Annotated in this window: 24 protein-coding genes; 8 read left to right on the top strand and 16 right to left on the bottom strand. The window is 72.3% G+C overall.

Annotation, left to right across the window (positions count from 1 at the left end; translation table 11 throughout):
- The first annotated feature begins 10 nt into the window (after positions 1–10).
- The gene (locus ADK55_RS30735) at positions 11–412 is read left to right on the top strand and encodes a YchJ family protein (RefSeq protein ID WP_053683370.1); all 402 of its coding nucleotides are present in this window, start codon (positions 11–13) and stop codon (positions 410–412) included.
- Here the strand turns inward: ADK55_RS30735 and ADK55_RS30730 are convergent.
- Complete coding sequence (locus tag ADK55_RS30730; RefSeq protein ID WP_159041603.1) at positions 376–1,227, bottom strand: DUF6397 family protein; 852 nt, start codon at positions 1,225–1,227, stop codon at positions 376–378. The two genes, ADK55_RS30735 and ADK55_RS30730, sit on opposite strands and share 37 nt — an antisense overlap.
- Positions 1,228–1,457: 230 nt before the next feature.
- On the bottom strand, positions 1,458–1,856 hold the full coding sequence (locus ADK55_RS30725; protein ID WP_053683454.1) for a roadblock/LC7 domain-containing protein: 399 nt from the start codon (positions 1,854–1,856) through the stop codon (positions 1,458–1,460).
- Between the two features lie 106 nt (positions 1,857–1,962).
- On the opposite strand from ADK55_RS30725, the gene ADK55_RS30720 reads away from it, so the two are divergent.
- Entirely contained in the window at positions 1,963–2,400 is a 438-nt protein-coding gene (locus tag ADK55_RS30720) for a PPOX class F420-dependent oxidoreductase (protein ID WP_053683365.1), read from the top strand.
- A gap of 38 nt (positions 2,401–2,438) precedes the next feature.
- Here ADK55_RS30720 and ADK55_RS30715 read toward each other — a convergent pair whose 3' ends face one another.
- The 5 genes from ADK55_RS30715 to ADK55_RS30695 form a co-directional block, all read right to left on the bottom strand.
- Positions 2,439–3,092, bottom strand: coding sequence for a GTP-binding protein (locus tag ADK55_RS30715; protein WP_053683364.1), 654 nt, complete (start codon positions 3,090–3,092; stop codon positions 2,439–2,441).
- Positions 3,092–3,496 carry a DUF742 domain-containing protein gene (locus tag ADK55_RS30710; RefSeq protein ID WP_053683362.1) on the bottom strand — a complete coding sequence of 135 codons (405 nt, stop codon included), beginning with the start codon at positions 3,494–3,496 and terminating at the stop codon, positions 3,092–3,094. Before ADK55_RS30710 ends, ADK55_RS30715 begins: the two co-directional genes overlap by 1 nt.
- Positions 3,493–3,948, bottom strand: coding sequence for a roadblock/LC7 domain-containing protein (locus ADK55_RS30705; RefSeq protein ID WP_053683360.1), 456 nt, complete (start codon positions 3,946–3,948; stop codon positions 3,493–3,495). The genes ADK55_RS30710 and ADK55_RS30705 overlap by 4 nt, the downstream gene beginning before the upstream one ends.
- Positions 3,948–6,584 carry an ATP-binding protein gene (locus tag ADK55_RS30700; protein WP_053683355.1) on the bottom strand — a complete coding sequence of 879 codons (2,637 nt, stop codon included), beginning with the start codon at positions 6,582–6,584 and terminating at the stop codon, positions 3,948–3,950. The genes ADK55_RS30705 and ADK55_RS30700 overlap by 1 nt, the downstream gene beginning before the upstream one ends.
- Positions 6,585–6,756: 172 nt before the next feature.
- Positions 6,757–7,536: an MHYT domain-containing protein gene (locus tag ADK55_RS30695; RefSeq protein ID WP_053683452.1), complete on the bottom strand. Its 780-nt coding sequence runs from the start codon at positions 7,534–7,536 to the stop codon at positions 6,757–6,759.
- 158 nt (positions 7,537–7,694) lie between these two features.
- Between ADK55_RS30695 and ADK55_RS30690 the strand changes: the two genes are divergently transcribed.
- Complete coding sequence (locus ADK55_RS30690; protein WP_053683352.1) at positions 7,695–8,294, top strand: class I SAM-dependent methyltransferase; 600 nt, start codon at positions 7,695–7,697, stop codon at positions 8,292–8,294.
- A 65-nt stretch (positions 8,295–8,359) separates the two neighbouring features.
- Here the strand turns inward: ADK55_RS30690 and ADK55_RS30685 are convergent, their stop codons facing one another.
- The gene (locus ADK55_RS30685) at positions 8,360–9,274 is read right to left on the bottom strand and encodes an oxygenase MpaB family protein (RefSeq protein ID WP_053683351.1); all 915 of its coding nucleotides are present in this window, start codon (positions 9,272–9,274) and stop codon (positions 8,360–8,362) included.
- A 142-nt stretch (positions 9,275–9,416) separates the two neighbouring features.
- Here ADK55_RS30685 and ADK55_RS30680 point away from each other — a divergent pair, with 142 nt between their 5' ends.
- The gene (locus tag ADK55_RS30680) at positions 9,417–10,214 is read left to right on the top strand and encodes a hypothetical protein (protein ID WP_053683349.1); all 798 of its coding nucleotides are present in this window, start codon (positions 9,417–9,419) and stop codon (positions 10,212–10,214) included.
- Between the two features lie 205 nt (positions 10,215–10,419).
- Here ADK55_RS30680 and ADK55_RS30675 read toward each other — a convergent pair whose 3' ends face one another.
- On the bottom strand, positions 10,420–10,602 hold the full coding sequence (locus tag ADK55_RS30675; protein ID WP_053683347.1) for a hypothetical protein: 183 nt from the start codon (positions 10,600–10,602) through the stop codon (positions 10,420–10,422).
- A 120-nt stretch (positions 10,603–10,722) separates the two neighbouring features.
- On the opposite strand from ADK55_RS30675, the gene ADK55_RS30670 reads away from it, so the two are divergent.
- Together ADK55_RS30670 and ADK55_RS30665 are read left to right on the top strand one after the other, a co-directional pair.
- Positions 10,723–10,920 (top strand): hypothetical protein, encoded by a 198-nt coding sequence (locus tag ADK55_RS30670; RefSeq protein ID WP_053683345.1) that lies wholly within the window; start codon positions 10,723–10,725, stop codon positions 10,918–10,920.
- Between the two features lie 126 nt (positions 10,921–11,046).
- Complete coding sequence (locus ADK55_RS30665) at positions 11,047–12,321, top strand: GAF domain-containing protein (protein WP_053683344.1); 1,275 nt, start codon at positions 11,047–11,049, stop codon at positions 12,319–12,321.
- 95 nt (positions 12,322–12,416) lie between these two features.
- Here ADK55_RS30665 and ADK55_RS30660 read toward each other — a convergent pair whose 3' ends face one another.
- From ADK55_RS30660 to ADK55_RS30650, 3 genes are all read right to left on the bottom strand, one after another.
- Positions 12,417–13,025: a TetR/AcrR family transcriptional regulator gene (locus tag ADK55_RS30660; protein ID WP_053683342.1), complete on the bottom strand. Its 609-nt coding sequence runs from the start codon at positions 13,023–13,025 to the stop codon at positions 12,417–12,419.
- A gap of 106 nt (positions 13,026–13,131) precedes the next feature.
- Entirely contained in the window at positions 13,132–15,189 is a 2,058-nt protein-coding gene (locus tag ADK55_RS30655; RefSeq protein WP_199826669.1) for a discoidin domain-containing protein, read from the bottom strand.
- Between the two features lie 296 nt (positions 15,190–15,485).
- Entirely contained in the window at positions 15,486–17,009 is a 1,524-nt protein-coding gene (locus ADK55_RS30650; RefSeq protein ID WP_053683340.1) for an aldehyde dehydrogenase family protein, read from the bottom strand.
- A 370-nt stretch (positions 17,010–17,379) separates the two neighbouring features.
- Between ADK55_RS30650 and ADK55_RS30645 the strand changes: the two genes are divergently transcribed.
- Together ADK55_RS30645 and ADK55_RS30640 are read left to right on the top strand one after the other, a co-directional pair.
- Positions 17,380–18,045, top strand: a complete 666-nt coding sequence (locus ADK55_RS30645; protein ID WP_078999590.1) for a molybdopterin-dependent oxidoreductase — start codon at positions 17,380–17,382, stop codon at positions 18,043–18,045.
- A gap of 1 nt (position 18,046) precedes the next feature.
- On the top strand, positions 18,047–18,700 hold the full coding sequence (locus ADK55_RS30640) for a cytochrome b/b6 domain-containing protein (RefSeq protein WP_053683338.1): 654 nt from the start codon (positions 18,047–18,049) through the stop codon (positions 18,698–18,700).
- An 83-nt stretch (positions 18,701–18,783) separates the two neighbouring features.
- On the opposite strand, the gene ADK55_RS30635 is transcribed toward ADK55_RS30640, so the two are convergent.
- The 4 genes from ADK55_RS30635 to ADK55_RS30620 form a co-directional block, all read right to left on the bottom strand.
- The gene (locus tag ADK55_RS30635; protein WP_053683336.1) at positions 18,784–20,352 is read right to left on the bottom strand and encodes a hypothetical protein; all 1,569 of its coding nucleotides are present in this window, start codon (positions 20,350–20,352) and stop codon (positions 18,784–18,786) included.
- A 173-nt stretch (positions 20,353–20,525) separates the two neighbouring features.
- Positions 20,526–20,720 (bottom strand): hypothetical protein, encoded by a 195-nt coding sequence (locus ADK55_RS30630; protein WP_053683334.1) that lies wholly within the window; start codon positions 20,718–20,720, stop codon positions 20,526–20,528.
- Positions 20,721–20,818: 98 nt separating this feature from the next.
- Entirely contained in the window at positions 20,819–21,478 is a 660-nt protein-coding gene (locus ADK55_RS30625; protein ID WP_053683332.1) for an ABC transporter ATP-binding protein, read from the bottom strand.
- Positions 21,471–22,496, bottom strand: a complete 1,026-nt coding sequence (locus ADK55_RS30620) for an ABC transporter ATP-binding protein (RefSeq protein WP_053683446.1) — start codon at positions 22,494–22,496, stop codon at positions 21,471–21,473. Before ADK55_RS30620 ends, ADK55_RS30625 begins: the two co-directional genes overlap by 8 nt.
- Between the last annotated feature and the right edge of the window lie 38 nt (positions 22,497–22,534).

Here is a 22,534-nt window from a genome sequence, read left to right as displayed (position 1 = left end):
GAGCACGCCCATGTCAACCCCGGTCCTCCCCTGTCCCTGCGGGTTGCCCGCCACCTACCCGGAGTGCTGCGGCCGCTTCCACTCCGGTGAGCGGCAGGCGCCCACCGCGGTGCTGCTGATGCGTTCTCGCTTCAGCGCCTTCGCGGTCGGTGACACCGCCTACCTGCTCCGTTCCTGGCACCCGTCCACCCGCCCGGACCGGCTCGAACTGGATCCCGGGCAGCGCTGGGAACGTCTGGAGATCCTCGCCACCGAACGCGGCGGCATGTTCGAGACGCAGGGCGCGGTGGAGTTCCGGGCGCACTACCGAGAGGGCCGGCACACCGGGTCCCTGCACGAGCACAGCGGCTTCTCCCGCGAGGAGGGGGCCTGGGTCTACGTCGGCCCCCTCTCCCCGGTGGACTTCGACTGACCCCGAGCGCCGGTCAGGGCGAAGTCCAGGCCGGCGCGGTACCACCGGATCTCGTCCGGCGGCCGTGCCCTCAGCAGCGACTCCGCCACGACGGCGGCCGCCGGGACCCTCGGGTGGCCGTAGGGCGGAGACGGTGCCAAAGCCGCGAGCACGATGCGTTCGGCCGGATCGGGCACCACCTCCCGCACCGCGTCCGTCGGGAGGACGGACGCGAGCACGGCAGCCCGCTCCCAGGGGTCGGTGGTGCGTCTCAGCAGCAACTCCACATGCCGCTCACGCCATTTGCGCGGGCGCAGGTCACCTTTGGCCGCGACCAGCTCCCGATCCTCCGGGGACGCCGTCCCTCGCAACATGCCGGCGTCCCGGACGGCGAACGCCCGCAGTTCGGCGGCCAGGTAGAGCCACACGACGGCGCGGTAGCGGTTGATCCGGTAGCCGATCGGGATGATGTGCCCACAGCGCGCGAGCCGGGTGAACCGGCTCGGCCCCACACCGAGCACCTCGGCCCCGGCGTCGGCGCCGGCCACGGTCTCGACCCGCGCGCGCAGGACTTCCGGAAAGCCCTCGGCCGCCGTCACCCGCTCCAACTCGGCCCGCGTGAACCGTGCGGCCCCGCTCGGCGCCCGACGCCCGGCGCGCACCAGTCCCAGCTGTACGGCCCGGGCCAACTCGCCCCGTCCCAGGCCCAGCTCTCGCGCGGCCCTGACACCGCCGACCAGCACCTCCGAAGACACGCCCGGTGCCGGCCCGGCCGGTGCTCGCGGACCCGATTCCCGCTCGTCCGGTACCGTCACCGCACGGTCCTGCGTTTCCATCCTCATCACGGTCTCCCCCCACGAGTGGCGATCACTCTGTGTGAAGACCGTAACTCAGCGCGACGGACGCGGCGAGGCCTGTGGATAACTCTCGGTCGCGGCCCCGAACTCCTGGTCCAGCCCCTGGTCCGGCCGTTGGTCCGGCCGTTGGTCCGGCCGTTGGACGGGGCGATCCGGGTCCGATCCGAGTCCCGGCCCGGGTCCGATCCGGCTCGCGGTCCAGGCCGTTCTCAGCCCCCCGTGATGCGTCGTTCCGCGACGCCCAGGTGTTCGCCCACCCGGTTCACCATCAGGGTCATCTCGTACGCGACCTGCACGATGTCCGCCTCGGCCGCGCTGAGCGCGCACAGACAGCTACCCGAGCCCGCCGCGACGACGAACAGGAACCCCTCGTCGAACTCGACCATCGTCTGGCGCACCTCGCCCGCCCGGAAGTGCCGTCCGGACCCCTTGGCCAGGCTCTGCAACCCGGCCGCGACGGCGGCGAGATGCTCCGCGTCCTCCCGTGCCAGCCCGGCGCTCGCCCCGGTCACCAGCCCGTCGTTCGACAGCACCACGGCGTGCCGGACCTGCGGGACCCTGCGCGTCAGGTCGTCCAGTAGCCAATCGAGCTGCTTGTCCAGTGCCATTTCCAGCCCCTCCCCGTCGACGCGGCCGACGTGGCCGCGTCCCACCCCGCTTGGTCGTGCCGCCAGCCTTCCCCACCAGCGGCTTTCCGGCAAGGAGGATGGACCCATGACGAAGAAGATGACTGAAGAGGAATGGCGGGCGTTCGTCTCGCATTCCACCCGCACCGGGAAGCTCTCCACCGTCCGTGCGGACGGGAGCCCGCACATCGCCCCCATCTGGTTCGTTCTCGATGGTGACGCCTTCGTGTTCAACACCGGTCGTGACACCGTCAAGGGTCGGAATCTGGCCCGGGACGGGCGGGTCGCCCTCTGCGTGGACGACGACCGGCCGCCCTTCTCCTACGTCGTCCTCCAGGGCCGCGCCGAGCTCGTCGAGTACACCGGCCACGAGGAGGAGATGCTGACCTGGGCGACGAGGATCGGGGGTCGGTACATGGGCGAGGAGCGCGCCGAGGCCTTCGGTCGGCGCAACGCGGTCGACGGGGAACTCCTCGTTCGCGTGACCATCGACAAGGTGATCGCGATGGCCGACGTGGCGGTCTGAGCCGGCGCCCGTCGACATCCGCACGCCGCCCACGTCCGTCACTCCGGCCCGGCCTGCGTACCCGAACCCACCGACGCGAGCAGCCGGGCGGTGTGCATCCGCCCGGCATACTCGACCAGTCTGATCAGCACTTCCTTCCCCGAGTCCTTGTCCCGGGCGTCGCACAGCACCACGGGCGTGCCCTGTTCCAGGTCCAAGGCCCGCGCCACCTCGTTCGAGGCGTAACGCCGCGCGTTCGTGAAGCAGTTGACGGCCACGACGAACGGGATGCGGCGGTGCTCGAAGTAGTCCACGGCCGGGAAGCAGTCCTCCAGCCTGCGCGTGTCGGCCAACACCACCGCTCCGAGGGCTCCTTGCGACATCTCGTCCCACAGGAACCAGAACCGGTCCTGTCCCGGCGTGCCGAACAGGTACAGCGACAGGCCCGAGCGGATGGTGATGCGCCCGAAGTCCATGGCCACCGTCGTGGTGGTCTTCCGATCGACGCCTCCGGTGTCGTCGACGAGTTGGCCCGCCTCGCTGAGCGGTTCCTCCGTGCGCAGTGGTCGGATCTCGCTGACCGCGCCCACCAGCGTGGTCTTCCCGACGCCGAAGCCACCCGCCACGAGGATCTTCAGCGCGAGCGCCGCCACTTCCTCGTCCTCTTCCACTTCCGGACCGGACCCGGTGGATCCGTTGTGGTGCAGTCCCATCACAGCGCTCGCAATCCTTCGATGACTTCACGCAGAATCCGCTCGTCGGGCAGTTGCGCGGGCGGTACCGGGCGGCTGACCTTGACGTGCCCGGCCTCCAGCAGGTCGCCCAGCAACACCCGCACCACACCCACGGGCAGGTCCGCGTCGGCGGCGAGTTCCGCCACCGACTGGGTCTCGTCGCGGCACAATCCGAGCAGCGCACGGTGTTCGGGTCCCCACAGGGACTCGGTCGCCTCGTCGCCGCCCTCGGGGTCCGCCACGGCGACCAGTGCGATCAGGTCGAAGCGGACGCCGTGCGGTCCCGGTTTGGTGCGTCCGCCGGTCATGGCGTAAGGCCGGACGAGCGGCCCCGCCTCGGTGTCGAACCACTGGCCGTTCACCGGTCTGACGGCCGCGCTCACCCTGCGGCCGGCGGGTGCGCCGCGAACCGTGAGGGGGCGTCCAGGTGCTCGCCGACCCGCTTGACCAGCCGGGCCATCTCGTAGGCGATGAGCCCGATGTCGGCGCCCCCGGCGCTGAGGACGGCCAGGCAGGAGCCGTCGCCCGCGGCGGCGACGAAGAGGAACCCCTCGTCCATCTCCACCATCGTCTGGCGCACGCCCCCGGCGCGGAAGTGCCGGCCCGCTCCCTTGGCCAGGCTGTGGAAGCCGCTGGCCACGGCGGCCAGGTGCTCGGCGTCCTCCCGGCTGAGCCGGCTGGAGGATCCCACCGCCAGACCGTCGTTGGACAGGACCACCGCGTGTCGGACCTCGCGGACGCGCGTCACGAGGTCGTCCAGGAGCCAGTCCAACCCGCCGGCCGCCTGAGAGATCCCGCCAGCCTCGTCGAGCCCGATCAGCTGGTGTTCGATCATCACACTTCTCCTTCGCTGCCTGCGTGGGCGGAGTTCTCCCCGGCGCCCCGGGCCCAACCGGCCCGATAGGCGGCCATCCGATCCCTGGCCTGCTCGGGGCTGCGGTCCGGCGGGGCACCGGACGGGCCCGCGTCCGCCGGATCCTCGGGTTCGGGGACCTCGCGCAGTTGGGGCACCAGGCTGGCCTGGCGGACCCTGCGCGGCAGTTCGGTCACCGAGGCGGCGCCCGCCGGACCGGCGGCGGGTGCGTGCGTACGGGCCGCCGTGCCGCCGGGACCGCGCGGCCGCAGGGGGGCTACAGCGGCGGGGCGCGGTTCCAGGGGCTCGACCGCGGAGTCCGGAGCGGGGTCGTCCCCCTCGGGCTCCGGTAGGGCATCGGGCCGAGCCGACGCCCCGCCCTCCTCCCGTACGACGCCGGCGCGGGACCCCTCTCGAACGGGCCCGACGGAGGCTTCCACACGGCCGCCTCCGGGGTGGGGCGCCTCGCCACCGGAAACGGCTCCCACGGCGACCGGGGACGGCGCCGCCACCTCCGCGGGGTCGTCCGAGGCCGCCGTGACGGGCCCCTGGAGCAGGGAGTTCGGCAGCAGCACCACGGCTGTGGTGCCCCCGTACGGTGACGGGCGCAGGTGGACCCGCACGCCCTGTCGGGCAGCGAGCCGGCTGACCACGAACAGTCCGAGGCGGTCGCTGTCGAACAGGTCGAGCGCCTCGGACTGCTCGATCCGGCGATTGGCGTCGTGCAGCGCCTCGCGGCCCATGCCGAGCCCGCGGTCCTCCACCTCCAGGACATAACCGGCGCCCACCGGCTCGCCACTGACCCGGACCTTGGTGTGCGGCGGGGAGAACTGGGTCGCGTTCTCGATGAGTTCGGCGAGGAGATGGGTGAGGTCGGCCACCGCGCCGCCTGCCACGGCCGCCTCCGCGAGCCCGCGAACCTCGACGCGCGGGTAGTCCTCGATCTCGGAGACGGCGGCGCGCACGACGTTGGTCAGGGGGATCGGCATGCGCCACGCGCGCCCCGGGGCGGCTCCCGACAGGATGATCAGGCTTTCCGCGTGCCGACGCATGCGCGTGGTCAGGTGGTCGAGGCGGAAGAGGTCGTCGAGTTCGCCCGGGTCGTCCGAGCGGCGTTCCATGGAGTCGAGCAGGGTCAACTGCCTGTGCACCAGGACCTGGCTGCGGCGGGCGAGGTTGACGAAGACACCGCTCACCCCGCCGGCGAGTTCGGCGCGCTCGACGGCGGCGCTCAGAGCGGCCCGGTGCACGGTGGAGAGAGCCTCCCCCACCTGGGCGATCTCGTCCTCGGCGGGCGGCCCGGCCGAGGTCTCGGCCTCGATGTCGACGTCTTGGCCGGCCCGCAGTCGCTCCATGGCGTGCGGGAGTTTGCGACGCGCGATCTCCAGGGCGGTGTTGCGCAACGAGACCAGTTCCACCACCAGTGCGCGGCCGATCCGTACGGAGATGACCAGGGAGGCGATGACGGCGGCCAGGCCGAGGACGACGGCCGCGCCGGCCCCGCTGAGCGCCACGCGCGTGAACGGGTCGGAGCGGTCGGTGACTTCGGCGCGCGCGGCGGCCTCGGTCTGCCTGATCGAGGTACTGACACCGCTGAAAGCACCGTCCCACCCGGCGGGCTTGACCGCGCCGGAACCGGCGCCGGATCCCGTACCCGTAGCGGATCCCGTACCCGCGGCCGCTGTGAGCGCCCGGTCCTCCGCCGCGATGAGTTCGGCGTGCGTGGCGCTCTTGGACACGGACTCCCACGCGGTCCGTTCCTCGCTCGGCAGGTCCCGGGCGGCGTCCGCGAGCAGCGCGCGGCGGGTCTCCACGACGCCGGTCAGCCGGCGGAGCGTTTCGGCGTTGCGCGGCCCCGGCACGGTGAGCAACGCGTCCTCCCGCGACAGCAGTTCCCCGGCTTCGGCGAACTCCAGCAGAACCCGGGCGTCCGGGCCGAGTTCGGCGTCCTGCGCACCGGACAGGGCCCCGCCGACGGCGAGCGCGGCGTCGGCGACACGGGTGTACGTCTCGTAGGCGGCGTCCGCGGTCGTCCGCCGGCCGACGATGTCCTTGCGCGCGGAACCGAGCCCCTCGGCGGCGGCCACGAAACCACCGAGCCGGACCACGACGTCGGTGCGGTAGTCGCCGGAGTCGGCGACGGTGTTCCGGTCGCCGAGCCGCAGCCGGCGCACGGCGTCGTCGGTGCGCCGGGCCTGCTGTTCGAGGGCGGCGGCCCGCTCGCCGGCGGCGGGGTCGGCCAGAAACCGCGCCGCGGCCCGCCGTTCGGCCTGCACCTCGGCGAGCGCGGCGGACACGGGGGCGCCGATCTCCCGCTCGACCCGCTGGACACGGCTGAGCCGGGCGAGGTCCTGCGCGGTGCTGACCGTGGCGAAGGCCCAGAGCGCGAGCAGCGAGACCACCGGGACCATCAACAGGGAGACGATCTTGGCCCGGACGGTCCGGGGGCGCAGTCGTATCCGGGGTCTCCCGCCGGAGCCGGCCACGGCGGCGGGTCGAGGGGGTGTTCTCTCCTCGGGTTCCTCCGCGGGCTGCCCCGCGTGCGCCCGCCGGCCGCGCGCCGGGGGCCCGGGCGGCCCCGGCGCCGCTGCTTCCGGTTTCTTGCGGGGTGTGCGCATGGGCTCCTCGTTCCGGGCGGTACGGGCTGGGCGGGGTGGCGGTGGGGGCGGATACGGGGATGCGGTGGCGGGTTCTCGGGTGGGGGCTCGCGGTGTGTGGGAGGTGTGCGGAGCGTCCGGCGTGCGCGGTGCGATGGGGGGCGGGGGCGCACGGACGTGCGCGGCCCGGTGCTCAGTGCGCGGGCGCGACGCTCTCCCCCAGGTTCCGGGCGGCTGCCGACGCCGCCCGTTCGTCCGCGGTCGGGGACAGTGCCACGAAGGCGGCGGTGATGAAGAGGTAGGAACCGAGCCCGACGGCGAGCGGGAAGATGAACTGCATCGCCGTGGCGCCGGGCAGGGCCACGTCCGAGGGCGCGACGCGGACCGCGACGGCGGCCATGCCCGTGTAGTGCATGCTGCTGACCGCGGCGCCCATGACGAGCGAGGCGCCGGCCACGGCCATCGGGGACGTGATGTTGAGCGCGGCCCACAGCGCGACGGTGGCCGCGATGACGGCGACGACGACCGACAGTCCGACGACGGGCGGGTCGTAGGAGACCTCACCGTGCAGCCGCAGGGCCGCCATTCCCAGGTAGTGCATGCTCGCGACGCCGAGGCCGGTGGTGAGTCCACCGATGGCCAGGGACCGACGCCGGTTCCTGCCGTACCCGACGGCGAAGACGCCGGCCCCGACGACCAGTACGGCCACCAGGAGGCTGAGGATGGTCAGCGGGACGTCGTAGTGGATCTCGGTGCCGGTGACGTCGAAGCCGAGCATCGCGACGAAGTGCATCGTCCAGATGCCGGTGCCGAGGGCGGACGCCGCGGTGAGGAGCCAGTTGCGGCGGGCGGATCCGGTCGCGGCGAGCGCGCGGACGGTGCAGCGCAGGCCGAGGGCGGCGCCGATCGATGCCATCACGTATGACAGCGCGGGTGTCAGCCAGCCGTAGGCGGCGTGGTCCAGGTGTCCCATGGCCACCGGACGCTAGTCCGGGTGAGGCCACGAACAAGGTGTGCATTTCGAAAGCCGCTGTAACTGCTGAAATATGACAGAGCTACGTTCGCGTTCGATCACACCACGTGCCACCTTGCACACGCACCGCAGGGAGGCCGGTGAGGGATCATGGGCGCATGAGCGAAGACCACACACACGTGCAGGAGTTCTTCGGGGCGCGCGCCGCCGACTGGGACCGCAAGTTCCCGGCGGACGGGCCCGCCTTCGCGGCCGCCGTGGGCGAGTTCGGTCTGCGCCCCGGAGACCGGGTCCTGGACGCGGGCTGCGGTACCGGGCGCGCCCTGACGGCCCTGCGGGCGGCCGTCGGCCCCTCGGGAACGGTGCTCGGCGCCGACCTCACCCCGCAGATGCTGGCCGCCGCGCGACAGGCCGGCCGAGAGGCCGACGGCGCCCTGCTGCTGGCGGACGTGGCCCGGCTGCCCCTGCGGGACGGGGTACTGGACGCCGTGTTCGCGGCGGGGTTGATCGCGCACCTGCCCGACCCCGGGTCGAACCTGCGCGAGCTCGCCCGCGTGGTCCGCCCCGACGGTCACCTCGCGCTCTTCCACCCGATCGGGCGGGCCGCCCTCGCCGCGCGCCACGGTCGCGAACTCACCCCGGACGACCTGCGGGCCGAGCACAACCTCGGCCCGCTGCTGTCGGCTTCGGGCTGGGAGATGACCTCGTACGCCGACGAGGACCACCGCTTCCTGGTGCTCGCGACGCACCGCCCCTGAGCGACCGCTTCCCCCGCGCGCCGGGTACGGAGCCACCGCCCCGGGCGCGCGGAGCACCCAGGGCGCTACGCGGGCGGCGGGGCGTCCGCTCCGGCGGGGCGGCGCAGATGCGGTACGGGACAGCCGCCCCGCCCGGGCACCGGGAAGGTGCCGAGCTCACCGACGTCGTACCCGTTCGGGTAGCCCTTGATCTCCCGGTTCTGGCGGGCGTGGTGCGGTGCCCGGCGCGGCGGCAGCAGCCGCACCGCGCGCCCGCGCAGCCGCAGCGCCCCGCGGACCAGCCGCCGGACCGCGGGGCGCGGGGTCTCGTACCGGAACGCGTTCAGCAACGCGTCGTCGAGCAGCGCGACGCCGGCTCCGCGCACGGCGGGGGCCAGTGGCGCCGGGTACCACGAGGCCATCAGGTCGAGGGTGGCGTCGGCCACCTCGCGCCCGCCCTCGTCCCACCCGAAGTGAGCCTTCTCGTAGGCGTTCAGGCAGGCTTCGAACTCCTCGAAGGAACCCGGAATGTCCGTGATGCCCATGTGGCGGCCGAGGGTGGCGTAGTAGCGCGCGAAGGCGCGGCGCTCGTGGTGGGTCAGGGGCCGCCAGCCGTAGGAGTCGATCCAGCGCGCCGGAATCACCACGAAGGTGCACAGGACGTACCGCATGTCCTCCTCGGAGATGTCGTAGCTGCGGTGCATCTGGTTGACGCGGCGGATCGCGGTGCGCGCGGTATCGCTCTCGAATCCGTGCTCCACGACCGCGTCGAGCAGCAGCGCCGTGTCGTCGTAGCGCTTCTGCGCGCGATCGGTGAACTCGGCGGTCTCGGCGAGCAGCCGGCCGATGCTCGGGACCGCGTACGTCCTGAAGAGGGCCAACTCAAGGGCGCGGGTGACGTCCCAGGGGAATTCGTAGGTGGCGGTCAGCCGGTAGATGGCGAGGAAATCCTCGTCGGGATCGAGCCGGAGGATCTCCCTCAGCCGGTCGTAACGCTGCACCGGAGTCCCTTTCTGTGGCGGGTGCTCAACTCTACGTGCAGGTAGCGGGCTTGAAAATCGACGTCCGCAGGCTCTCGACGGGCGAGTTACCCGCTGGTTAAGGTGCGCCGACGAGAGAGCGACCGCAACGGGAGGAGGCCACGTGTCCGAAGAGGATGACGGGGGCTCGCTGTACGTGCTCACCGCCGTGCTGCTGACCCCCACGCAGTTCCCGGGCATCATGGGCGACGACTTCCCGGAGGCCTGCGCGCTGCTGGGCGTGCGGCCGGTCGCGGACGGGTACGGGCTGGTGCTGGGCCAGGACGAGGAAGGCGCCCGCTGGACGGTCGTGGTGAGCGACGTCTCGCTCGTCGCCGCGGCCATCGCCTCCTGGGACTGCGGCATGGAGTACGACCTGTCCCCGGAGGAGCGGACGATCGTGGTGTCGCTGGCCGGCTGGCCGCTGGAACTGACGGTCTCCGCGCCGGGCGTCCCGGAACCGCACGATCCGGAGCAGGGCGCCGACGGCACCGGCCGGGTGCCGCTGGCGCCTCCGTCGGCGGACACCTGGGGTCCGGTACAGCGGCGCATGGGGGCGGACCAGATCGCCCGGGAGTGGGCGGACTGGTCCGAGCGCGTCGCGACGGACGGCGGTGCGGCGGCCGCCGCGCATCCGGGACTGGCGCGGGCGCTCAAGGAGGCGGCCGGATACGCGGACGAGCCGCCACCGCCCGGGCGGGTGCGTTCCAGCTTCGCGACCGAGGACGCGCGCACGCTCCGGGCGGACGGCCCCGGCTGGTCACTGGTCGGTCGCACGGACGGCGCGGCCTTCGTCCTGCTGGACGAGGAGCCGGGTGAGGTCCTCGCGGTGCCGCGGGGTGTGCACCCGGAGCGGCCCGAAGTGCCTGAGCTGCCGGACTTGCTGGCAATGCTGGACCGCGTCGCGACGCGGCCGGCCTGAGGACGGCCTGAGGACGGCCTCTGGTCGGAGAACCCAGCGGCGAGGCACCGAGATCGCCGGAGCGGCCGGCCCCTCGCCGGGCCGGCCGACCACCCCGGGCCGACTGACTGCTCCGCGCGGCCCGGGGCGGGCCGCCGAGCGGCCTGCCACCGCGTCGGCGACCGCAGGCCTCAGTGCCCGGCCACCGCCCGCACCTGCGCCGCCGTCAGCGGCCGATCTGCTTTCTGGACACGCCCCGCAGCCGGCGCCGCTGGGAGGGGTCCAACAGGAAGTACGCGAGGGTGGGCACCCCGATCAACACCAGGAGACCCGGCCAGAACCCGACCGTCGCGAACAGCACGATGGCTGCCACCACTCCGGCCACGGCCACCTTTCCGCCTGTGGACATCTGCGGACACCTCCTCCTGCTGTCGGCCACTACCCCGCTCAACGCCCCGCTCCCGCCCAGCGTTCCCGACCGCTTCGCCGCCCTGCGGAAGGGGCTCCGGTCACCGCCCGATCGCACTCCGTGAGCGGTGGGCTCGGGGTGACCTCGGCGGCCTTCTGGCTGTCGCTTCCGGGTCTGAGTCCCGCCGGTCGCGACGCCTTGCGCCTCGGGCCGCCGGAACCGGCGACCTGGAGCAGACCCCTGTGGGTTCCGGCGGGCCCGTCGGCCCCGGACCCGGCGCCGGCCCTCACGGCGCTGGACCCGGAGGAGACCCCCTAGGAGGGCCGCGCGGGGGAAGCGTGGGTGGGGTTCGGTCACGGGACGGCCGGCGCGACGCTTGTCGTGGTGCGGAACCGGTACGACGATGGGGGCGCTCCGGGTTACGCGGCACCACGGGAGGGTGACATGGGCGATCCGTCGGTGGCGCTGCCGGGCGGAGCCGATCCCGTCGAGCGCACGCGGGTACTGCGTCGGGCCCATGACGTGTTCACCAGGGACGGGCGGGTGGAGGCCCCGGTCCGGGCGGTGATCGCCGGATCGTGGCGCCGGTGCGCGCGGGCGCGGGTGAACCCGGAGTGCTCGGCCCGGGTGGAGTTGGCGGAGGCGGAGCTGCGGTCCTACCGCGAGCAGCATCCGCTGGCCCGGGTGCTGCCGGTGTTCCGGGACCTCGTCGGGGCGTTCGCCGCGCACGGGGCGCACCTGTTGGCGGTGTGCGACGCGCGGGGCAGCCTGCTCTGGGTGGAGGGGGCGTCGGACACCCTGCGGCGGGCCGAACGGCTCGGCTTCGTACCGGGCGCGCGGTGGGCGGAGACGGTGATGGGAACCAACGCCCCCGGCACCGCGGTGGCCGTCGGCGAGGCCGTGCAGGTCTTCGGGGCCGAGCACTTCAGCCGCCGGGTCCATCCGTGGACCTGTGCGGCCGCTCCGGTCCGCGATCCGCGTACCGGGCGGTTGCTCGGCGCGGTCGACATCACCGGGGGCGACGGGCTGGCCCATCCTCATTCGCTGGCGTTCGTGCGCGCGGTGGCGCGGGCCGCAGAGGCCCAATTGGCCCTGCTGGAACCGGAGCCGTCGCGCGATCACGTCCCGGACGGCCTCGCCGCGCTCGGCCGGGACGAGGCACTGTGGGTGAGCGGCGGTCGGGAGGTCACGCTCGGGCGACGGCACAGCGAGATCATGGCCCTGCTCGCCCACCATCCGGAGGGGCTCTCGGGCGAGGAGTTGGCGATCGACCTCTACGAGGACGAGTCGGTTTCGGCGGTCACGCTGCGGGCGGAGATCTCCCGGCTGCGCGGCCTGTTGGGCCCGGGGAACATCCTCTCGCGGCCCTATCGCACGGCCGCCCCGCTGGAAGCCGACTTCGCCGCCGTGGCCCGGCACCTCGCGTCGGGCGCCGTCTCCGCGGCCCTCACCGGGTATCCGGGCCCGCTGCTGCCCGCCTCGACGGCGCCCGGGATCGTACGGTTGCGCCGCCGGATCGAGGACCAGGCGCGGGCCGCGGTGATCGCGCGGGCCGACGCCGGGCTGCTGGGCGACTGGGTGTGCCGGCCGTGGGGCGCGGACGATCCGGGGGTGTGGCGGGCGCTGGCCGGCGCGCTGCCCGCGGAGGGGCGCCCCGCGGCACTGGCCCGTGTACGCTCCCTCGACCGCGAGCTGTCGGCCGACCGACCCGCCCGCTGACGCGACCGCCGTCGCCGCCCCCGGACCGACGATCGCCGCGTGCCGTCCCGGCCCACCGCAGACGTCCCGGCCCACCGCAGACGCCGCGGGCCTCCTCAGACGGCGGGGGCTTCCTCGCGAATGAGCCCGGCCACGTGATCGCTGATCATGTCGAGAATCTCGGCCGCGACCCGGTCGTTGCCGAGGACGAGGTGATTGAGGGTGACCCCGTCCGTCATGGCGGCCAGGTAGCGGGCCAGTACGGTGTCGGGGACGCTGAGTTCGAAGGTCATCACGCCGCGGAGCTGTTCGATGAGCGCGCAGTACGTCTCGGAGTACAGCTCGTACTGGCGCCGCGCCAGGTGCTCGAAGCCGGGCTGGCGCAAGGCGTACTGCGTCAGTTCGTAGGTGAGCATGTGCTCCTCGGGGTGGGCCGCGACATGGTCCCAGTAGGCCTGGAAACCGGCGCGGATGGTCTCCCGGAGCGTGGCCCTCGGCCGGATGGCGTCCTTCACCACGCCCACGTAATGGGCGGTGATCGTCTCGATGACGGATTCGAGCAGCGCCTGCTTGGAGTCGAAGCAGTAATGGAAGACGCTCAGCGACACACCCGCCTCGGCGACGATGGACCGCGTGGTCGTCCTGGGGACGCCGTCGCGGGCCATCGCGCGGATCGCCGCCTCCGTCAGCTGCCGGCGGCGGTCGGCCAAGGGCATCCGGGCCATGTGCTGTTCCCTTCGTTCCTCCGCGCCCCGTCGAAGCGCGGAAGGCCGGGGCGGCCGGCTCGGGAAACCCGATCCGACCGCCCCGGCCGACTCGCAGGCAGGGCCGTCAGCTGCTGTAGACGCCCACCTCGTGGAGGGAGTAGCCCCACTGGGTGCCGCGTCCTTGTCCGTGGACACGGATGTGGCGTGCGGAGACCCCGGCGAACTGGGCGGTGTCCAGGCCACCGTCACCGGCGGTGGTCGACCAGACCGTCCGCCAGTTCACCCCGTCCGTGGAGACCTCGATGGCGTACGACCTGGCGTACGCGCGTTCCCAGTCCAGGGTGACGCGCTTGACCAGGCCGGTGGTTCCCAGGTCGATGCGCAGCCACTGGTCGTCGCTCCAGTCGCTCGCCCAGCGGGTGCCGCGGTTGCCGTCCACGGCCCGGTCGGGGGCGTAGCTGACGAACGGGTTCCACTCGGAGGTGCTGGCCGAGGTGGCCGCCCCCGACGCGAGGTTGACGCCCGCCTTGTGGCGCTCGGATCCACCCCAGGTGCGCAGGTACGACTCCGCTCCGCGGAACATGTCGTCGACCACTCCCTGGCCGCCGACGTTGCGGATGTCCTCGATCCAGTCGGGGACCAGGCCGTAGTGGGAGGCGCCGTCGGTGTTGAGGTCCCAGGTGCGCTGTCCGGTGGTCTGCTTGTCGATGACGGAGCCGCCGTCGGTGCTGCGGAACGGGTAGCGCACCGGGTTGGGGGTGTCGGCGCCACGCGGGCCGGGCCAGCCGCCGACCCCGTTCATGTCGGTGCCGTAGCCGTAGCCCACGTTGTACTTGTCGCGCAGGGCGTCGGTGCGCTTGGCCTCGGCGCTGAATCCCTCGGCGCCGTTCATGTACTGGGCGGCGAAACCGCCGAGCTTGTAGAGGCGTTCGGTCCAGTCCAGGTCCATCCAGCTGTGCGAGGAGAGCACGCCGGGGTAGGACTCGGACTCCAGGATGTCGAAGGCCCGTCCGGCGGCCTTGACGCTCATGTGGTCGACTTCGAGCATCATCTTGCGTTTCATCATGCCGCGCACCGCGTACTCGCCGAGGTCGGTGAGGCCGCGGGTGTTGCACTGCGCGCCGGCGGCGTAGGACGGAACGCTGACGCCCGCCGGGAGCTTCTTCTCGGCTTCGGCCGCCGGCGCGAGTCCGATGGGGTTGTCGTGCTGCGGGCCCTTGCACTCCTCCGTCTTCCAGAAGGTGCCGGTGGACAGGAACTGGCCCACGTTGATCGCGGTGCCGAGGGCTCCCTGGTCGAAGCGGACCCCGCAGAGGGCGTTGTCGAACTTGTGGCACAGGAACATGCTGCGCACGCCGAGTTGGTGCAGTTCGTCGAGCCCGCGGTCGATGTCCGCCTTGCTGCACTGCGAGATGTCGAGGATCTGCTTGCAGCCGAAGGGCTCGGAGGTCTCCACGCCCAGGACGACGGCGAGTTTGCCCTGCTGGATGACCTCGCGGGCCTGGTTGGAGTCGGTGACGATGCGGAACCAGCCCTTGCCCGGTCCGCCGTACATCTTGTCGATGTAGGCCTGCATGTCGTAGGTCTTCTGGGCTTCCAGCCGGATCGCGGTCATCTCGTCGCAGCCGCGGTCCTTGAAGAAGTAGACCGAGCAGATGACCCCGTTGGTGACGAGGTCGTTGACGAGGACCCGCTGTCCGCCGCGCCAGGCACGTTCGACCCAGGCGTAGTAGTTCTGCTGGTGGGTCAGCGAGTCGTGCGCGGGCCAGTCCTTGAAGGTCGGCCAGCCGTCGGGGTCGTGCTTGCCGTCACCGCCCTTGGTGATGAAGTCGAAGATCGCGAGCGTGCCGTCGGGGTAGTGCTCGGGACAGTCCTTGAGCGCGTCCGCGATCCCCGCCTCCGAGAAGGGCTTGCCGCAGATGAGCCGACCGCCGAAGCCCTCGTTGGACATCAGGTGGTCGTGGGCGTCGACGAAGCCCCGTACGTTGCCCTGGGCGTCGGTTCCCTTGAAGGGTTCGCCGGTGACGTTGATCTGGGAGTCCGGCCCGGGCCGCGCGGTGGGGTTCCACCACCCGGTGTCGGCCGCGGCCCCCGAGGTGGGGCCGAGCGCCATGGCCAGCATGGCGAGGAGCAGTGACAGCACCGCGATCGGTTTGCGTCTGCTGTGCGGGGATCGGTTCATGGCCACCACTCACGTCCACGGTCGTCGGCGGAGGGCGCGGTCCAGTCACACGGCCGGCCGGGGCGTGCACCGCACGATCCCCGACCAGCTGCTTGTCATGTCCCGCGCAAACATTGTGTCGAGAATCCCGACTCCGACAACCGGAGTCAAGGGTCCGGGACAGTTGACCTGATGGACCGTCGGATCGATCGTACCCACGGTAACCTGGAAGGAATCACGTTCCGTTCGACCGCGTCCCTCGACACCCTCGACCCTCGACCCGCCACAGGAGCGCGCCAAACGCGCACGACCGGCGACTAGAAGAAGCCGAGCCGCTTCGGGGAGTAGCTGACCAGCATGTTCTTCGTCTGCTGGTAGTGCTCCAGCATCATCTTGTGGGTCTCGCGGCCGATGCCGGACTGCTTGTAGCCGCCGAACGCCGCGTGGGCGGGGTAGGCGTGGTAGCAGTTCGTCCAGACCCGGCCCGCCTGGATGGCGCGGCCCGCGCGGTAGGCCGTGTTGATGTCCCGGGTCCAGACGCCGGCGCCGAGGCCGTAGGCCGTGTCGTTGGCGATGCGGACGGCGTCGTCGAAGTCGTCGAAGGAGGTCACCGACACCACGGGGCCGAAGATCTCCTCCTGGAAGATCCGCATCCGGTTGTCCCCCTCGAAGATCGTCGGCTGTACGTAGAAGCCGCCCGCGAGGTCGCCGCCGTGCTCGATGCGCTGCCCGCCCGTGAGGACCTTGGCGCCCTCCTTCACTCCGATCTCCACGTACGACAGGACCTTCTTCAGCTGCTCCTCCGAGGCCTGGGCACCGATCATCGTGTCGGTGTCCAGCGGGTGTCCCGGCACGATCAGTTCGGTGCGGGCGACGGCGGCGTCGAGGAAGTCGCCGTACCGACCGCGCTCGATCAGGGCGCGCGAGGGGCTGGTGCACACCTCGCCCTGGTTGAGGGCGAACATGGTGAAGCCCTCCAGCGCCTTGTCCCGCAGATCGTCGTCGGTCGACCAGATGTCGTCGAAGAAGAGGTTGGGGCTCTTGCCGCCGAGTTCGAGGGTGACGGGCTTGAGGTGCTCCGCCGCGTACTGCATGATCAGCCGCCCGGTGGAGGTCTCCCCGGTGAAGGCGATCTTCGCCACGCGCGGGCTGGAGGCCAGCGGCTTGCCGGCCTCCTCGCCGAAGCCGTTCACGATGTTGACCACGCCCGGCGGGAGCAGGTCCTCGACCAGGCCGAGCCAGTAGTGCACCGAGGCCGGGGTCTGCTCGGCCGGCTTGAGCACCACCGTGTTCCCGGCGGCCAGCGCCGGCGCCAGCTTCCACACCGCCATCAGGATCGGGAAGTTCCACGGGATGATCTGGCCGACCACGCCCAGCGGCTCGTGGAAGTGGTAGGCGACCGTGTCGTCGTCGATCTGGCTGAGCGCCCCCTCCTGGGCCCGCAGCGCGCCCGCGAAGTAGCGGAACTGGTCGATCGCCAGTGGCAGGTCCGCCGCGAGGGTCTCCCGTATCGGCTTGCCGTTCTCCCAGGTCTCCGCGACCGCCAGGGCCTGGAGGTTCTCCTCCATCCGGTCCGCGATGCGCAGCAGGATGGAGGCCCGCTCCGTGACCGAGGTACGTCCCCAGGCGGGCGCGGCGGCGTGCGCGGCGTCCAGGGCCAGCTCCACGTCCTCGGCGGTACCCCGGGCGATCTCCGTGAAGGGCGCGCCGGTCACCGGGGAGGGGTTGTCGAAGTACCGGCCCCGAACGGGAGCCGTGTACGTGCCACCGATGTAGTGGTCGTAGCGGGACGCGTACGACATCAGCGCGCCCTCGGTACCGGGCGCAGCGAAACGGGCCATGGAAACCTCCCCTTGCCGGGCGCCGGCCGCCGTCGGCCGGCACTCGCAAGGAGGCTAGGAGCGGCCAGGTTGCGGACACGTTGCACGAGCTGCCGCCGCCAGGTGTGACGGAAGTCTGACGGACGCCCCTCTCCCCTTGGCGTCGGGTCGCCGGCGGTGGTCGAATCGACGTGTGAGCACGGAGCGGGAGTCAGCGGGGCGGCCGGAGCCGTCGAAACGGCGTGGTCCCTCGGATCGGCGTGGCCCCTCGGAGGGGCCGGAGCCCGCCGAGCGGCCGGTCGAGCGGCATGATCCGACGGGTCCTGACCCGCGTGATCCGGCGGATCCCGACCTGGTCGGCGCCCCGGTCGGTCGGCGTCTGGTCCTGGGCATGCTCGGGCTCGGCGCGGCCGGGCTGGTGGCCGCGCCCCACCTGCAACGGGGCCTCGAAAGGGCGCTCGGCGCCGCCGCCGGCAAGGATCCGACCGGGCTGACCGGGCTGCTGCCCAACGGCGGCGGGTTCCGCTACTACTCGGTGGCCGCCTCTGTCCCGGAGCGCTCCCCCGCGGACTATCGGCTGCGGGTGGACGGGCTCGTCGAGCGACCGGGAACGTACGACCTCGACGCGCTCCGGCGGCTGCCGCAGACCCGGGTCGTCCGCGACGTCCAGTGCGTCACCGGCTGGCGCGTACCCGGCACGCCCTTCGAGGGCGTGCCGGTCTTCCGGCTGCTGGACGCCGCCGGGGTGCGGCCCGAGGGACGGGCCATCCGGTTCAGCTGCTTCGACGGCACGTACACCGAGAGCCTGACCCTTTCCCAGGCCCGTCGGGCCGACGTCATGGTGGCCCTGCGGATGCGGGACGAGCCGCTGTCCCACGCGCATGGTGGGCCCGTGCGGCTGTACGTGGCCCCGATGTACTTCTACAAGTCGGCGAAGTGGCTCTCCGGCATCACCGTCACCCGGGACGTGGAGCCCGGTTACTGGGAGCGGCTCGGCTACGACGTCGACGCCTGGGTCGGCACGTCGAACGGACGCGATGATGCCCCCACCGTCTGAGATGCGGCCCACGCCCGGGTCACGCCCTACGCCCGATGCGCGGCCGGCGCCCCGGCGGGATGCCCGCGTGCGCCGGTTCGGTCGCCCCCAACGTCTGGTGCACCGGGCCACGGCCACGCTGATGGGGATCTGCGTGGTGTCGGCGGGTTGCCTCTACGTGCCGCCCCTCGCCGAACTCGTCGGGCGGCGCCACCTCGTCGTGACCGTCCATGTGTGGTCCGGTCTGCTGCTCGTCGTCCCGTTCCTGCTCGGCCTGGTCTCCCGGGCGTTCCGTGCCGATCTCCGCCGGCTCAACCGGTTCGGGCCGCACGACAGGGTGTGGTTGCGCACCGTGTTGCGCAGGGACCGGCACGGTGCCCGGCCGGCCGGGAAGTTCAACGCCGGTCAGAAGGTGTACGCGGGCTGGTTGGGCGGCGCGGTGACGGTGATGCTCGGCACCGGGCTGCTGATGTGGGCCACCGGTCTGGCCCCCCTCGTCTGGCGGACGGGAGCGACCTTCGTGCACGACTGGCTCGCCCTGGCCCTCGGCATCGTCCTCGCCGGGCACATCGGCAAGGCGCTGGGTGATCCCGAGGCCCGGCGCGGGCTGCGCACGGGCTCGGTGGATCGGGACTGGGCCGCGCGCGAGCACCCGCTGTGGAGGCAGGACGACTGACGGGCGGCGCGGTCGGCGCCACCCGTCAGTCCCCCGGCCTCAGACGCCCGGATGTCAGACGCCCGGGCGTCAGACCCGCGGCGTCAGCCGCCGTCGCGGACCGCCACGATGCCGTTGAACACGCCGACGTACGCGGTGCCGTCGGGGCCGAGGGTGATCGGCGCCCAGTTGTTGTCGTACAGCGCGCCGGTGCCGGTCAGCTGTCGCCAGCGCCGCTCACCGGTGCGGAAGTCCACCGCGGTGAGGTACCAGGCGTCGATGCCCCAGGCGTTGGGCTCCTTCTCGTAGAAGTAGAGCAACCCGTTCGCGGTGGAGAGCTTCGGGACGACGGAGGGCGAGCGGATCGCGCTCTGCCACACCGTGTCGCAGCCGCTGCCGTCGGCGCGCACGTCGATGCGGCTGACACCGCCGACGACGGACTTGCCGAGCAGCAGGGTGGTGGGGTTCTCGTAGCCGTAGTTGTTCTCGACGACGATGCTGTTGCCCCAGGTGATCAGGGAGTTGTCGGTGGTCGAGGCCCCCGATCCGAACACCGGGACCTTGCACACGAGCCGCCGGTCGGCGGGTACGTCCACGCCCCGCTTGTAGACGAGCACGTTCATCCGGTCGTCGGAGTTGTCGGTGATCGCCACGTACCCGTCGCCGAAGAGGTCCGGGGTGGTGCCCGAACCCTGGTTCACGGAGCCCGGCTTGGTGCCCGTGCCCCGGTCGTAGGTCTGGCGCCACTGCGCGCGCGGGGTGCCGTCGGCGGTGGTGGCGAAGCTGTACAGGGCGTGGTCGGTGACGATGGAGACCCCGTCCTCGGCGACGGAGAAGGAGTTCTGGATCTCCTCGCCGTCGAGCCGGACGGAGCGGATCACCGAGGTCGCCGGGTCCACGGTGCCGACGCGGCCCTGGCGGGTGACCCACCAGATGCGGCCGTTCCAGTCGGGCATGACCGAGGTGACCGGGTCACAGGTGCCGCTGGGCCACAGGTTGGTCCAGCTGACACAGTCGTGCGGGACCTGGCCGGTGAGGTCCCAGTCGTTGTCGACCGTGAACTTCCAGGTGCCGTCCGGGTTCTGCGAGTGGGCGAGGCGCAGGATGTGCTGGCGGGAGTCGGCCAGCACCGCCCGGTCCTGGTTGTCCAGGTAGAAGTAGGCGCCGCCCGAGGTGTCCTTGAAGATCTTCGCGAAGTCGAGTGAGGTGATCGCCTCGACCGTCGAGGAGCGCTGTGGGAGTTGGTGTTCCGCGAGCGTGGCGAGCGTGCGGGGGTCGAGGAGCTTGACCTTGAACCCGGAGAAGGTGCCGCAGACGGTGACGATCCGGCCGGCCGAGTCGAAGGTGGCGGTGGCGCATTCGCCGCCGAGGGCGGCGATCTTCTCGCTGGTGACCTGCGGGTTCCTGCCCAGCGGCCCGGACCAGGGCGAGGTGGCGCTGCCCGCGGCGTCGGAGTGCATGCCGCTGCGGCCGTTGGGCGCGAGGTAGGGGTGCTGTGGCGGGGCTTCGCCCGGCAGCGGGACGGCGGCGGCGGGGGCGCCGTCGTAGTGGCTGATCAGGCGGTGGCCGGGGGCCTTGGGTATCTCCTCGGCCTGGGCCGGTGAGATGCCGTACATCGCCACGAACGCGGCGAGAGCCGGTACCACCGCGCAGTTCAGCGCTCTTCGGAACATCCGGACTTCCTCCATGGTCTTCAGTTTTGTTGACATTGCGTCTCACATCGCGCCGCCGCCAGACGCTAGATCGCACTGCCCGAGGAGTCCATGGAAGAGCCGGATGATTCACGAAGGCGCAACAGTCGATCAAGCGCGCCCGTCCGGGGCCGGCCTGATCGGCGGAACACTCCCTAAGGGTTGAGGCCGGACACGAGGTTCGCGGTGGCCGCGAGTCCGTCGTGGATGGTCATGGCGATGCTGCTGCTCGCGAGTTGGAAACCGAGCAGGGCGCAGACGAGGGCGTGGGAGAACTTGAGCCCGCCGCCACGCAGGAAGATCCACGCGAGGACGAGGAGCAGGACGATCACGGAGAGGGAAATCACCATCGGAACCTCCTTGGGCGCCGCCATGGTGGCGCAGCGAGGGGGCCCTTCGGGCGAAAGACGTGTACGCCGTACGGGTGTTGACCGTCCGTGACGGATGCTCAGTTCTTGACGATCTCGTTCCAGTGGGTCGTACGGTCGCACCAGCGGCCGAGCAGGATCGGATCGTGGCCCACCGCGAGCAGCGCCGCGCCGGTCTGCGCCCGGTACTCCTCGACCACCGCGACCAACGCGGCTGTCGTGGAGGCGTCGAGCATGGCGGTCATCTCGTCGCAGACCAGCAGGCTCGGCCGCAGCACCAGGGCGCGTGCCAGACAGGCGCGTTGCAGTTGTCCGTCACTCACCTCGTGGGGGCGGCGCGTGAGCAGATCCGCGCCGATTCCGACACGCTGCGTCAACTCCGGTACGACCGAGGCCGCTTCCCCGCGTCGTCCCGTGGCCCGGAGGGGTTCCGCGACGAGGTCGCGCAGCGTGAGGCGGGGGTCGACGGACAGCCGGGGCTGCTGGAAGACGACACCGACCCGGACGCGCAGGGCGCGTGGGGCCCGGTGCCGGAAGCCGGTCACGGTGCTGCCCGCGAGCACCACGGTGCCGTGCTCGGGCCGGTGCAGCAGGGCGGCCACCCTGGCCAGGGTGGACTTGCCGCAGCCGCTGGGGCCGAGCAGTCCGAGCGACTCGCCGGCCTGAAGGACGAGGTGGGCGTCCCGCACGACGGGGGCGCCCCGTTCGTAGCCGGCGGTGATGCCGCGGAGCTCAAGCATGGTGGCAGGCCACCCCTTCGGTGAGCGGGGGGCGCCGGGTCCGACAGATCGCGTCGGCCTGTGCGCAGCGGTCGGCGAAGGCGCAGCCGGGCGGCAGTGCGCCGAGTTCGGGCGGGGCGCCGGGGATGGGGGCGAAGGCCCGTTCGGGGAGGGCGTCGAGGAGCCCGCGCGCGTAGGGGTGTCGGGGGCCGGCCGGGCCGAAGAAGACGGCCGCGGGGGCGGTTTCCACGATGCGCCCGGCGTACATGACGGCGACTGTGTCGGCGATCCGTTCGGCGGCGGCCAGGTCGTGGGTGATCATCAGCAGGGCCCGGCCGGCTTCGCGGGTGTGGGCCCGCAGCTCATCCACGGTGCGGTGGACGAGGTCCCGGTCGAGGCCGGTGGTCGGCTCGTCGGCGAGCAGCAGCGGGGCGTCCCCGACGAGGGCGAGGGCGGTGGCGGCGCGCTGGGCGAGGCCGCCGGAGAGTTCGTGCGGGTGGCGATCGAGGTGGGAGGCGGGGAAGGCCGCCCGGGCGGCCGCCGCCTCCGCGGCGGCGCGCAGTCGCGCCCGCCGCACCCGCCGGCCCGCGCCCGGGATCCGCCCGCCGGAAGGCCCGGAAGGCTCGGCCCTCCCGGAAGGCCCGGAAGGCTCGCACGCCCCTGGAGGATCGGTGAGTTCCCGAACGGTCTCCTCCAGGTGGGACCGGATGGTGCGGACCGGGGTGAGGTGGGACGCGGGGCTCTGCGGGACGAGTCCGATGCGGCGCCCTCGGACGGTCCGGGCCAAGGTGGCCTCGTCGGCGGCGAGGAGGTCGAGCCCGTCCGCGAGGAGGGCCGACCCGGCGGTCTCGGCGTTGCCGGGCAGCAGGCCGAGGAGGGCGGCGGCGAGGACGGACTTGCCGCACCCGCTCTCGCCGACGAGGGCGAGGCACTCGCCGGCGGCCAGGGCGAAGCCGGCGTCGGTGACGGCCTCGACGTGGCGTTCTCCGCGCATGCGAAAGCGCACGGACATCCGTTCCACGCGCAGGACCGGTTCCATCCGTTCCACGCGCAGGGCCGGTTCCGCGGGTTCGCGTC

This window comes from Streptomyces sp. WM4235 (genome assembly GCF_001279725.1).
Taxonomy (GTDB): Bacteria; Actinomycetota; Actinomycetes; order Streptomycetales; family Streptomycetaceae; genus Streptomyces.
The sequence above is the reverse complement of the archived record's forward strand: the minus strand, read 5'-3'. Positions and strand labels throughout refer to the sequence as shown.

Coding starts and splice junctions, on each gene's coding strand:
- ADK55_RS30735 (WP_053683370.1), top strand. CDS start 11: ATGTCAACCCCGGTCCTCCCCTGTCCCTGCGGGTTGCCCGCCACCTAC.
- ADK55_RS30730 (WP_159041603.1), bottom strand. CDS start 1,227: ATGGAAACGCAGGACCGTGCGGTGACGGTACCGGACGAGCGGGAATCG.
- ADK55_RS30725 (WP_053683454.1), bottom strand. CDS start 1,856: ATGGCACTGGACAAGCAGCTCGATTGGCTACTGGACGACCTGACGCGC.
- ADK55_RS30720 (WP_053683365.1), top strand. CDS start 1,963: ATGACGAAGAAGATGACTGAAGAGGAATGGCGGGCGTTCGTCTCGCAT.
- ADK55_RS30715 (WP_053683364.1), bottom strand. CDS start 3,092: ATGGGACTGCACCACAACGGATCCACCGGGTCCGGTCCGGAAGTGGAA.
- ADK55_RS30705 (WP_053683360.1), bottom strand. CDS start 3,948: ATGATCGAACACCAGCTGATCGGGCTCGACGAGGCTGGCGGGATCTCT.
- ADK55_RS30700 (WP_053683355.1), bottom strand. CDS start 6,584: ATGCGCACACCCCGCAAGAAACCGGAAGCAGCGGCGCCGGGGCCGCCC.
- ADK55_RS30695 (WP_053683452.1), bottom strand. CDS start 7,536: ATGGGACACCTGGACCACGCCGCCTACGGCTGGCTGACACCCGCGCTG.
- ADK55_RS30690 (WP_053683352.1), top strand. CDS start 7,695: ATGAGCGAAGACCACACACACGTGCAGGAGTTCTTCGGGGCGCGCGCC.
- ADK55_RS30675 (WP_053683347.1), bottom strand. CDS start 10,602: ATGTCCACAGGCGGAAAGGTGGCCGTGGCCGGAGTGGTGGCAGCCATC.
- ADK55_RS30665 (WP_053683344.1), top strand. CDS start 11,047: ATGGGCGATCCGTCGGTGGCGCTGCCGGGCGGAGCCGATCCCGTCGAG.
- ADK55_RS30660 (WP_053683342.1), bottom strand. CDS start 13,025: ATGGCCCGGATGCCCTTGGCCGACCGCCGCCGGCAGCTGACGGAGGCG.
- ADK55_RS30655 (WP_199826669.1), bottom strand. CDS start 15,189: ATGAACCGATCCCCGCACAGCAGACGCAAACCGATCGCGGTGCTGTCA.
- ADK55_RS30650 (WP_053683340.1), bottom strand. CDS start 17,009: ATGGCCCGTTTCGCTGCGCCCGGTACCGAGGGCGCGCTGATGTCGTAC.
- ADK55_RS30645 (WP_078999590.1), top strand. CDS start 17,380: ATGCTCGGGCTCGGCGCGGCCGGGCTGGTGGCCGCGCCCCACCTGCAA.
- ADK55_RS30640 (WP_053683338.1), top strand. CDS start 18,047: ATGCGGCCCACGCCCGGGTCACGCCCTACGCCCGATGCGCGGCCGGCG.
- ADK55_RS30635 (WP_053683336.1), bottom strand. CDS start 20,352: ATGTTCCGAAGAGCGCTGAACTGCGCGGTGGTACCGGCTCTCGCCGCG.
- ADK55_RS30630 (WP_053683334.1), bottom strand. CDS start 20,720: ATGGTGATTTCCCTCTCCGTGATCGTCCTGCTCCTCGTCCTCGCGTGG.
- ADK55_RS30625 (WP_053683332.1), bottom strand. CDS start 21,478: ATGCTTGAGCTCCGCGGCATCACCGCCGGCTACGAACGGGGCGCCCCC.
- ADK55_RS30620 (WP_053683446.1), bottom strand. CDS start 22,496: ATGGAACCGGTCCTGCGCGTGGAACGGATGTCCGTGCGCTTTCGCATG.